An 11,131-nucleotide genomic window follows, 5' to 3' on the forward strand; every position below is an offset into this window, starting at 1 on the left:
ATCATTATAAGAGCAATTAATTTTTAATTACTGATTTTTGATTGGGGTAAATAATCACCCATTCCAAAGAAGAAATCGGAGCAAAAAGTTCAACAATTGCTTCAGGAGAAGGAGCTTTATTCATATCTACAGAAATGACTTTACCAATAGGTAAACCTTCAGGGACAAGCTGACTATAAGTAGAAGTCACAACCATATCTCCCACCTTGACTTTCGGATCACTTTCAAAAAACTCCATCACCCCTTGCTTCGTTGAATTTCCCTTGAGAAATCCCATATTTCGACTGCGAGTAATGGTGACTCCAATCCGACTCATTGGGTCACTCAAAAGCATTACCTTACTGGTACTCGGTGTCACACTAATCACCCGTCCAATTAATCCCCCAGGAGCCATCACTAAATCCTGATTCCGCACCCCCTGTTGACTCCCACGACCAATAATAATTTGTTCCCACCAAGAATCCCCAGTGCGACCAATTACAGGAGCCACCATTCCCTTACCCTGTTTTTTAGAAGCAACATAATTTAAAATATCTTGAAGCTTTTGATTTTGGTTTTTCAGTTCTTCAACTTGAGCTTCTAACTGATTAATTCTAGGGGCAATTTGTCGGACAATCTTTTCCTGTTCAGTTACAGTTGATGGGGATAAATGAAAAGGACGAGTCAACCAATAGTACATTTCATACAAAGGAGCACCTTGGGTTTGTCGCACCAATAAAGCGGCTAGAATCGCTAAACCCAGTAAAAAAAATTGATTCCGACTCCGACTCCACCAACTCCGTGTTTGCATACCGATTAAAATTAACTGTGAAGATAATTGATAATTGATAATTATTTTTTTCCGGGTCAATTATCAATTATCGATTATCAATTGTTACAGATTGCGGGAACCCCCAGTAAAAACCCGTTCCAACTGTTTGAAATTTTCTAATACCCGACCTGTGCCCAATACCACACAACACAGGGGGTCAGCCGCAATATGGGTAATAATTCCGGTTTCATGGCTAATCAAGGCGTCGATACCCTTGAGCAAGGCTCCTCCACCCGCCAGCATAATCCCACGATCAATAATATCAGCAGCCAGTTCGGGGGGAGTCCGTTCCAAAGTACGTTTTACAGAATCAATAATAATTGATAAAGGTTCGGCCATACTTTCCCGTACTTCCGGGGCTTTAATGGTAACAGTGCGAGGTAAACCCGATAATAAATGAATCCCCCGTACTTCCATAACCATTTCTTCATCGGCGGCCGGGTTGGGGTAAGCTGAACCCATCTTAATTTTGATATCCTCAGCCGTTTGTTCTCCAATCACCAAATTATGAACTTTTTTCATATACAGAATGATGGCATCGTTGAGTTCATCTCCAGCTACCCGCACGGACTCGCTTAATACCGTCCCCTGTAAACTCAGCACCGCCACTTCTGTAGTACCACCTCCAATATCCACAATCATATTTCCCGTCGGTTCCGAAACGGGTAAACCCGCACCAATCGCCGCGGCCACAGGTTCATCAATCAGTCGGACGTCCCGTGCCCCGGCCTGAGAAACCGCTTCAATCACCGCCCGGCGTTCTACTCCGGTGACTCCACTGGGAATCCCAATCACAATTCGAGGCGCAATCAGGGTTTTTCCCTCATTCACCCGCCGGATAAAATGTTTGAGCATTTGTTCGGCGGCATCAAAATCCGCAATTACTCCATCCCGCAGGGGTCGTAGCACAACTACATTTTCTGGAGTTCGGCCTAACATTTTCTTGGCTTCTTCTCCCACCGCCAACGGGATTTTTTCTAGTTTGTCAATAGCGACAACCGAGGGTTCTTGTAGTACAATGCCCTTACCCGATACATAAATCAATGTGTTAGCAGTCCCTAGGTCAATGCCCATGTCCTGCGAAAAACGACTAAAAAGACCCACTATTCTTTCCCTATAAAAAATTAACAGCAATCCTTTCGGAGTGTCCGTAAGGGCGACTAACCGATGAAAATTGTATTACGTTTTGGGTTGTGCGTCTAGTCATCACTATTTGGAATGCTGAGGACTTCAACCCCAAATTCCTCAGCATCGGTTTCCGGGATTATACTATTAGTTCGTTGGGTAGAAGACCGGATCAGCGATAATTAACCAATACCTTCAATAATCGGATGGAAGTAAAACGCAATACCCAAAACCGTATAAGCAGCCAAGAGTAAAACCCCCTCCAACCAATCGGAACGGCCATCGGAACTGACGGAGTTAGCAATTAACACAGAGACGGCAACGGCGATTAATTCAAAGGGGTTAAAATTCAAATCCATCGGTTTCCCTAATATCCATCCAGCTAAAACCAACACGGGGGCTACAAATAAAGCAATTTGTAAACTTGAACCTAAAGCGACGGATACGGATAAATCCATTTTATTTTTCATCGCTACGGTAACGGCGGTGGCGTGTTCAGCCGCGTTACCAATAATGGGCACTAAAATCACCCCGGTAAATAGTGCTGTCAGTCCCAGACTAGAGGTAGCTTCCTCTAAAGTCCCCACCAATAATTCCGACTCGAAAGCTACAGTTAGGGTAGCCAATAACAAAACCCCAATCCACAGCTTTAAATTCACTTTTTCTGCCTCATGTCCGGCTTCTGCTGGGGTGATTACGCCATCTTCATCGTTTTCGGCTACTCCCACATCATATAAATAGGAGTGGGTTTTCATGGAAAACAGCAGGGTGAGAATATAAACCGTAATTAAAACTACCGCTACCGCCGCTGAGAGGGTTTGCATGGTGGATTCCTCAATGCCAATCGAGGTAACATCTACTGCCGTTGGTACTAAAATAGCAATGATGGCTAAATTCATCGCCGAGGCATTCAAACGGGCAATAACGGGCTGGAATTTTTGTTCTTTGAAGCGCAAACCCCCTAAAAACATGGATAAACCCATGACTAACAGGAGGTTTCCCATAATTGACCCGACTAAACTGGATTTGACCACATCAATTAATCCAGCATTCAGGGCGACAACTCCAATAATTAATTCTGTTGCATTCCCAAAGGTGGCATTTAACAACCCGCCTAAATTCGGGCCCAGGACAACGGCTATTTCTTCGGTCGCAGTTCCCATCCAACCCGCTAAGGGGATAATCGCTAAAGCTGAGGTGACAAATACAATAGTTGATCCCCACTCCAAAAAGTGACCCGCAATCGAAATCGGCACAAAAATTAACAGGGCTGAGAGTATGGTTTTGGTATTCAACATTTCAGTAATCAGTTATAGGATTGATCAGAGAACCTATTGCCCCTAGAAGGCTATATCAACAAGGATTATTTTTTTAACTCGACCTTTCAGGCATTATAATTATAATCATCATCTGTAATACCTGTCAATCATTAATAATTAACCTTTAAAATGAACTTTTTTAATAAATTATTGACGGCAATTGAACAACAAAATAGTTTGCTTTATGTTGCCCTAGAACCCGATCCCGATAGCCATATTTTTGCTACTGACAATTGTGGGGGAATTGATGGCGATCGCACTGATATTACTGAACAATGGCAGGAATGGCTAGGTTATATTATTCGAGAAACTTCGGAATTTGTCTGTGCCTATAAACTCTCTTTGGGATTTTATTTGGGTTTGGGGATACCAGGTTTAAAACTTTTAGAAAAAACCATAAAATTAATTCCGCCTAATATTCCGATTATTTTAGATGCCAAATATAGCGATTTGAATTCTAGTACGGTTTTGGCTCGTTTTGTGTTTGAAGAATTAAAATTTGATGCTTGTACTTTGACTCCCTATGCGGGATTAGATCAAGTTGCACCTTTTTTAGTTTATCCTGATCAAGCAGTATTTATTTCCTGTGCCACGGCTAATCCTTCTGCTTCTATTATCCAAGAATATCCTCAACCTCAGCAACCTTTATATTTAGAATTAGTTAAGGTATCTCAAACTTGGGGAACTCCTGAACAATTGGGATTATTAGTGGGAATGATACCGGATATGTTAGCCAAAATTCGTCAAGCTGCACCGGAACAATTTATCTTATTAGAAGGGGATGTAGCCGAAGAAAATGATTTAATGGATGTAGACGATTTAACCCCAATTTTATCCGCCGGATTAAGTTTAAATGGCGATCGCTTATTATTACCTATTCCCCCTCATTTATTAGAAAAACAAACCATCAGAACCGAAATTCAACAGTTAAGAGATCAAATCAACAAAGAAAGACAACAATTCATTACAGGAAATCCTACCTGTGATTTATGGTTGCCCGATGTTTGTTTTTTAAGACATCAACCCCATCGAGATTTGATTTTACAATTGTATGATATTGGCTGTATTGTTTTTGGGGATCATGTTCAAGCATCGGGAGAAACTTTCCCCTATTATATTGACTTGAGACGAATTATTTCCACACCCCAAATTTTTCATCAAATTGTCGGTGCCTATGGGGATATTTTAGAAACCCTAAGCTTTGATAGAATTGCGGGTATCCCCTATGGTTCTTTACCGACCGCGACGGGGTTATCATTAAGATTACAACGTCCGATGATCTTTCCGCGAAAAGAAGTAAAAGCCTATGGTGCGGGACGATTAATTGAAGGACATTTTCAACCAGGGGAAACTATTGTGGTGGTGGATGATATTTTAATTACGGGAAATAGTGTAATAAAAGGAGCCGAAAAGCTAAAATCTGCGGGATTAAAAGTTAATGATATTGTGGTTTTAATTGATCATGAAGGAGGAGTTAAAGAAAGATTAAAAGATAATAATTATCAAGCCCATGCCGTATTAACCCTTTCAGAAATAGCCGAAACCTTGTATGAAGCGAACCGAATTACCGAAGAACAGTTTAACTTTTTTTAAAGGGAAGTAGGAAGTAGGAATTACGAATTACGAATTACGAATTACGAATTACTAAGGGGTAATACTTCGACTTCGCTCAGTAACAGGGTAATGGGGGAATATTAAGAAATAATATTGCTAGATATTCCTCTTTTTTTTAGTGTTTAGTGGGGATAAGTTTTAGGATTAATTTATTGGAGTTGTAGAACTTGGCCAACAACTTCCGATAACTTTTGAGCATCAAAGGGTTTCGTTAGATATTCACTCGCCCCGGCTAGACGGCCCTGAACCTTATCAAAAGCCCCGTCCCTTGCGGTTAACATAATAATAGGTAAATTCTGAAACTGAGGAATACTGCGAACGGTGCGGCAAAGTTCTAGGCCATCAATTCCCGGCATCGCTACGTCCAGAAGTAAAACCGAAACCGCTTCATGGTAAATCATTGATAAAGCATCCACAGCATTATCAGCAACCAGGACACGATATTCCTTCCCCAGTGCTTGTTGGATGAGTCCTTGCATAACTCTACTATCATCAACAGCTAAAATAGTGGGTATAAAATTTTGAGATACTGACATAGTAATTCATGTTCGGTGAGTCGAGATGCCCTGCTAGGAGTGGTAATCAAGCCAATGAAAAATCAGCTAATTTGCTAGATCGCCCAGCCTACTATCTATTACTTTTATTATATATCAAAAGTATTGTTTCACTTTTATATCAACAATTCTATACTTTAACCTGGACAATTATGAAGGAAATTTAATCAAACCTGCTGGGGATGTTTCTGATTAATCAAATAGCAAAAAATTTAATAGTTTTGAATCGGACAAATTACTCAAACGTCACCATACCGCATTACCAGACCTAGACCTTTATGGTGTGTACCCTAGAAATAGCACAAAAAACTATTTTTCCATCACGGGCGAGATTTTTTATGGGCGTAAAGATTTTTTGCATTAGCCCAGATCAAAAGTAAAATTGGCTTCAACCTTTGTTAAGATCAAAGCAGATCAAAAAAAGTTGTGTGAGATCACGACGTTTGGACAAACAATGTCATACAGCTAAGGCGAGTCAAATAAAAGTCAGAAGTCGGGTAACAGTCGAGGGACACCAGATGTTAAGGTGTTGAGGTGTTAGCAACTAACCCTTGACCCCTCAGTTAATGCAAACATCTCACCCCAAAAAGCTAAATACCCGGTTGCTGATATCTAGCCACTCCCTTTGTATGGTGATTACCGATAATGAACGCAAGATTTTTAGGTCAAACCATGTTCAGCCCAGAGGGCAACAATCTTTCTCAGGTCATCCACAGGTTTGCTGAAATTCCCTTTGATGATTTGACTCACTTAGCGTCCCATCTCGCCCAGGCACCCATTGCCTTAATTACCTTTATGGATGCCAGCCATCAGTGGTTGAAATCCCAGGTGGGTTTAACGGAAAAAATACATCCCTATTTGAATTTCTGCGAGTTTATTATTGAATTATATTTTCCCGCCGATTCGTTGATCAAGGAGCAAGACGACCCGGATAATCCTTTAAGGCTTAATGGCTCTAACTCTACTTTAAAACTATCCCCAGAACCGATTATTATTTCTGATACCTGGAATGATCAACGGTTTGCTTCTCAACCCCTAGTTAAACAAGATCCTGGGATTCGATTTTATTTGGGTATTCCCTTAATGACCGCCGATCACTTAATCGTGGGAATGCTATCGATCATGGATGATCAGCCACGGGAGTTACACCCTGAAACGATTAAGGCGTTACAAGCACTCAACAATCAAATTATTAGCCAAATCAATTTACACCGCCAACTGATTCACTCCAAAACCAAACTTAGTCAACTCGAAGATATTATTAATGAACGCAAGCAAGTCTGGGAACTGGTGCGTCAAGAAAGAGACTTTGTTTGTGCAGTTCTGGACACGGTTAGTGCTTTAGTAATTGTTCTTGATCCCGATGGTCGAATTATTCGGTTTAATCGAACCTGTGAACAACTGACGGGATATTCTGCCGAGGAAGTCGAAGGCAAAACCTTTGATGAGTTGGGAGTTAACCTATTACCCTTTCCTTCTAGTAATCAAGGGGCTTCGGGGCCGATGATGATTGAGTTTGACGAATCTCCTAAATCGGTGAAAACTCAAAATTTAGTTCCTCTAATCCCCAATCAAACCCGTTTAAATGGTTGGGAAACCGAATGGGTGAAACCTGGTGGTCAACGTCATTGGATTGCTTGGTCAAATACGGCTTTGTTTCAGGCGAATGGCTTGGTCAAATATGTGATTGCTACGGGAATTGATATTACCGAACGCAGACAGTCCGAAGTGCGGATGGAATTACTAGAAAGGGCGATTACTGCCAGCCCTAGCGGAATTGTGATTAGCGATTTTACTGCCAGCGATTGTCCGATTATCTACTGTAATCCCGCCTTTGAACGATTAACTGGCTATTCTCAGGAAGAAGTTTTAGGGCGCAATTGTCGGATGCTCCAGGGTGAGGATACTGACCCGCAAGAATTAGATCGTCTCAGGGACGCACTTGCCCAACATACCAATTGTAGCGTTACCCTAAAAAATTACCGCAAAGATGGCAATTCGTTTTGGAATGAACTCTCGATTTCCCCCGTGCGCGATCGCGAAGGACGTTTAACCCATTTTATTGGAATTCAAACCGATATTACCCAACGCAAACAGTCGGAGGATGCTTTACGCGAAAGCGAAGCCCGTTATCGACTTTTGGCTGATCATGCCACGGATTTAATTTCTCGACATAGCAACGATGGGACTTATTTATATGCTTCTCCGGCTAGTCAGCAATTATTAGGATATCAACCGGAAGAATTGATCGGAAAATCGGTCTATGACTTGATTCATCCCGAAGATTGGCAAGTAACTCAAGAAAAGTTTTTACGATTAAGAAATACTCAAGATATTGATACCGTTAGTTACCGAATTCTATGTCGCAATGGACAATATATCTGGTTTGAAAGTACCTGTCATGGGTTAGAAAATCAGAACTCAGAAAATATTGATGAAGTGATTGCGGTTTCGCGGAATATTACGGAACGCAAAAAAGCTGAAACCCTATTATTAGAGCGATCACGGCTTTCTCAATTGGAAGCAGAAATAGGAACAGCCCTGGGACTTATGGGGTCAATTACCACCATTCTAGGCCGTTGTATGCAGGCGATCGCCGATTATCCCGATGTAGTCGGGGTAGGAATTTGGACATTAAATTTTAATAGTAATCAATTAGAACTGCAAGCCAATTCCGGGTTAACTATTCACCCAGAAAATATCACCGAAACCGATGTTTTAACCTATTCGATTTCCGATTCTCAATCCTTGATCACCAGTCGGACTGTGGATTTGCCCTTGGTGGTCGAAGGTCGTTTAGTCGGGTTAATGGCAATTTGTACTAAAGAAACCCTCAATGATGAAGCTCGGGGAGTTTTGGGCTGGGTGGCAAATGCTTTAGCTGTTGGCATTGATCGGGTCAAGGCGCGGGAAGAACTGCAAAGTCGCCGGGAAGGGTTATTATTTCGGTTGGCGAGTCAGATTCGCGATTCCTTAGATATTGATACCATTCTGGGAACCGCCGTCAGTGAAATTCGAGCCTTATTACGGGTGGATCAATGCCATTTCCTTTGGTATCTACATATTCAACCCAATCAACAACCCAGTTTCACCGTCACCCATGAATCCCTAAATCCCACTTTATCCAATGGTTTGCAGGACTATCCCCAGGAACAAATTCCTTTGTTAGCCGAAAAAATTCGGATGGCCCAAACAATTAAAATTGATAATATTCACACCACAACTGCTTTAGATGAATCTACCACCAGGTTTCTACAGGAAGCGGGGATTTTCTCCCTATTATTATTGCCCTTGGAAACGCGATCGGGTCAACGGGGAGCGGTAGTTTGTAATCATTATGCCGGATATCGACCTTGGCGCGATAGTGAGGTGGAGCTTTTGCGGGCGGTGGTGGATCAGTTAGCGATCGCTATTGACCAAGCCGAATTATATGCCCAAACCCGCGCAGCGGCCTTAGCAGCCCAAACCCAAGCCTTTCATTTGAGTGAAGCGTTACAGGATTTGAAGCAAAAGGAATCCCAATTAATTCAAAGTGAAAAAATGTCGAGTTTAGGACAAATGGTGGCGGGAGTTGCCCATGAAATTAATAATCCGGTTAACTTTATTTATGGGAATCTTACCTATGCCAAAGAATATACTCAAGATATTTTAGAATTGTTGGAATTATATCAAGAAATTTATCCCGTTGCAACTCCGGCAATTCAAGCGAAAGGTGAAGAAATTGAATTAGAATTTTTAGTTGAAGATTTACCAAAAATTCTATCTTCGATGGAAATGGGGGCTGATCGGATTCGTCAAATTGTGGTTTCTTTGAGAAGTTTCTCTCGATTAGATGAAGCTGAAATGAAGCCTGTCAATATTCATGATGGTATTGATAGTACATTATTGATTTTACAAAATCGGTTAAAACCCAAAGGAGCATCCGGTGGGATTGAGTTAATTAAGGAGTATGGCAAGTTACCCAAGGTTGAATGTTATGCCGGACAGTTGAATCAGGTGTTTATGAATTTAATTGGGAATGCCATTGATGCCTTAGATAATCAATCTGAACCTCGAATCATTAAAATTGCTACGGAGGTAATTCCTCCTGATTTAACGGAGAAAAAAGGCAAATTACCACCTTTAGAACAAGTCAGAATCACCATTCGAGATAATGGCCCTGGAATCGAAGACAAGGTTAAAAACCGACTATTTGACCCATTTTTTACCACCAAACCCGTCGGAAAAGGCACGGGTTTAGGATTATCAATTAGTTATAAAATTGTAGTCGAACAACATCGTGGAGAAATTCTTTGTTACCGAGATCCCGATAATTTTACGGTATTTGAAGTTTCTATTCCTATTTTTCAAAAAGAACACAATCGATAATCGGTTATAGAAAGAAGCACCGCAACCATGGCAAAATCATCGTTTCTGGGTTCTACCTAGAAATGCTATTTATTGAGGTGCCTCCTATTATCCTCTTATTTGAAGCATAACTTGTTAACCTATTAAGTTTGTATTTGCCATATTATTATTTATAGCATTTAATAAACAATTTATTACCCTTGACACACAAGGAACGGGAACACTATTCCCAATTAATCTGCGGGCGGTCGAATAGGAAGTGACCATTTTAAACTCATCGGGAAAACCTTGTAAACGCAGCATTTCTCGCTCTGTTAACCTTCGTTCTCCATTGACTAATAAATAATTATAGGATGCCCCGGCTCTTAAGGCACAGGAATAGGGATAAGCACTAATATGACCGGCTTTATTTTCATGCCAAATTGTCGGTTCAGTATGGGTTTTACCCTGATATTTAATTAAACGATTATTACGGATTTTTTCCGAAGCATAATAAAAGTCTGAAACTTGCGGTTCTAAAATTTCTGTTAAGGGTTTCATCGGGATTTTTTGAACCTCCCAGCGAAAGGGTAACGGTTGACGATAACCCACAATAAAAATTCGTTCTCGCTTTTGCGGTAATCCACAATTTAAGGCATTTAGCACTTTATATTCAACAGTATAACCTAATTTTTCTAAAACTTCAATAATAGATTTTAAGGTTTTTCCCTGGTTATGTCCCACTAATTGTTTGACATTTTCTAGGATGAAATAATTGGGTTTTTTACAAGCCAAAATTCGAGCAATATCAAAAAATAACGTTCCTCTAGTGTCTTCAAATCCTTTAAGTTGTCCACAAATACTAAAGGGTTGACAGGGAAAACCCGCTAATAAAATATCATGTTCGGGAATATCTTCCGCTTCAATTTGAGTAATATCTCCAGCCGGTTTTTCTCCAAAATTCATCTGATAGATTTTTTGAGCATCGGGATCAATATCTGAGGAAAAAACACACTGTGGATGAATATTTTTAGCAGTATTTTTAGCAGTTAATACTTGATTAATCGCCGATCTAAATCCTCCAATTCCACAAAATAAATCAATATATCTCATTCCTGATTTCTACGTTATATAGCTTTTTAATAGCTTCTAGGGTTGGTTTCCAACTATTTTCATAAATAGGATAAAATATTGATGCAATTTATTAACATAGATTTGTGATAAAAACCCGTAGGGCTAGGCGCAAAAAGGGTTGCGTCTCCCAACCCCTAGGATAAAACCATTCAGGTTAGGACAATACTAAACCTGTAGGACTTACGCAGAATACCCAATTATACACCATCTGTAGGGGCGAACGGCCGTTCGCCCCTACTAGATATGGT

Annotated in this window: 7 protein-coding genes; 2 read left to right on the top strand and 5 right to left on the bottom strand. The window is 40.7% G+C overall.

The genetic code is table 11. The features are described from left to right. Positions 1-16: 16 nt before the first annotated feature. From mreC to cax, 3 genes are all read right to left on the bottom strand, one after another. A complete protein-coding gene (gene mreC / locus PL9631_RS23955) occupies positions 17-790 on the bottom strand; it encodes a rod shape-determining protein MreC (RefSeq protein ID WP_083624349.1) in 774 nt (257 codons plus the stop codon). 84 nt (positions 791-874) lie between these two features. Beyond that, entirely contained in the window at positions 875-1,915 is a 1,041-nt protein-coding gene (locus tag PL9631_RS23960) for a rod shape-determining protein (RefSeq protein WP_083624262.1), read from the bottom strand. A gap of 203 nt (positions 1,916-2,118) precedes the next feature. Further along, complete coding sequence (gene cax / locus PL9631_RS23965) at positions 2,119-3,234, bottom strand: calcium/proton exchanger (RefSeq protein WP_083624263.1); 1,116 nt, start codon at positions 3,232-3,234, stop codon at positions 2,119-2,121. A 150-nt stretch (positions 3,235-3,384) separates the two neighbouring features. Here cax and PL9631_RS23970 point away from each other — a divergent pair, with 150 nt between their 5' ends. Beyond that, positions 3,385-4,848 (top strand): bifunctional orotidine-5'-phosphate decarboxylase/orotate phosphoribosyltransferase, encoded by a 1,464-nt coding sequence (locus tag PL9631_RS23970; RefSeq protein WP_083624265.1) that lies wholly within the window; start codon positions 3,385-3,387, stop codon positions 4,846-4,848. Between the two features lie 170 nt (positions 4,849-5,018). Here the strand turns inward: PL9631_RS23970 and PL9631_RS23975 are convergent, their stop codons facing one another. Further along, the gene (locus PL9631_RS23975; protein WP_083624267.1) at positions 5,019-5,405 is read right to left on the bottom strand and encodes a response regulator transcription factor; all 387 of its coding nucleotides are present in this window, start codon (positions 5,403-5,405) and stop codon (positions 5,019-5,021) included. 663 nt (positions 5,406-6,068) lie between these two features. On the opposite strand from PL9631_RS23975, the gene PL9631_RS23980 reads away from it, so the two are divergent. Next, the gene (locus tag PL9631_RS23980) at positions 6,069-9,791 is read left to right on the top strand and encodes a PAS domain S-box protein (RefSeq protein WP_083624268.1); all 3,723 of its coding nucleotides are present in this window, start codon (positions 6,069-6,071) and stop codon (positions 9,789-9,791) included. Positions 9,792-9,905: 114 nt separating this feature from the next. Here the strand turns inward: PL9631_RS23980 and dcm are convergent, their stop codons facing one another. Then, the gene (gene dcm, locus PL9631_RS23985; RefSeq protein ID WP_083624270.1) at positions 9,906-10,862 is read right to left on the bottom strand and encodes a DNA (cytosine-5-)-methyltransferase; all 957 of its coding nucleotides are present in this window, start codon (positions 10,860-10,862) and stop codon (positions 9,906-9,908) included. Between the last annotated feature and the right edge of the window lie 269 nt (positions 10,863-11,131).

The sequence above is a fragment of the Planktothrix paucivesiculata PCC 9631 genome, from assembly GCF_900009265.2.
GTDB lineage: Bacteria > Cyanobacteriota > Cyanobacteriia > Cyanobacteriales > Microcoleaceae > Planktothrix > Planktothrix paucivesiculata.

Excerpts from the sequence above, each read along its gene's own strand:
- PL9631_RS23980 (WP_083624268.1), top strand. The coding sequence starts at position 6,069 with ATGAACGCAAGATTTTTAGGTCAAACCATGTTCAGCCCAGAGGGCAAC.
- PL9631_RS23970 (WP_083624265.1), top strand. The coding sequence starts at position 3,385 with ATGAACTTTTTTAATAAATTATTGACGGCAATTGAACAACAAAATAGT.
- mreC (WP_083624349.1), bottom strand. The coding sequence starts at position 790 with ATGCAAACACGGAGTTGGTGGAGTCGGAGTCGGAATCAATTTTTTTTA.
- dcm (WP_083624270.1), bottom strand. The coding sequence starts at position 10,862 with ATGAGATATATTGATTTATTTTGTGGAATTGGAGGATTTAGATCGGCG.
- PL9631_RS23975 (WP_083624267.1), bottom strand. The coding sequence starts at position 5,405 with ATGTCAGTATCTCAAAATTTTATACCCACTATTTTAGCTGTTGATGAT.
- cax (WP_083624263.1), bottom strand. The coding sequence starts at position 3,234 with ATGTTGAATACCAAAACCATACTCTCAGCCCTGTTAATTTTTGTGCCG.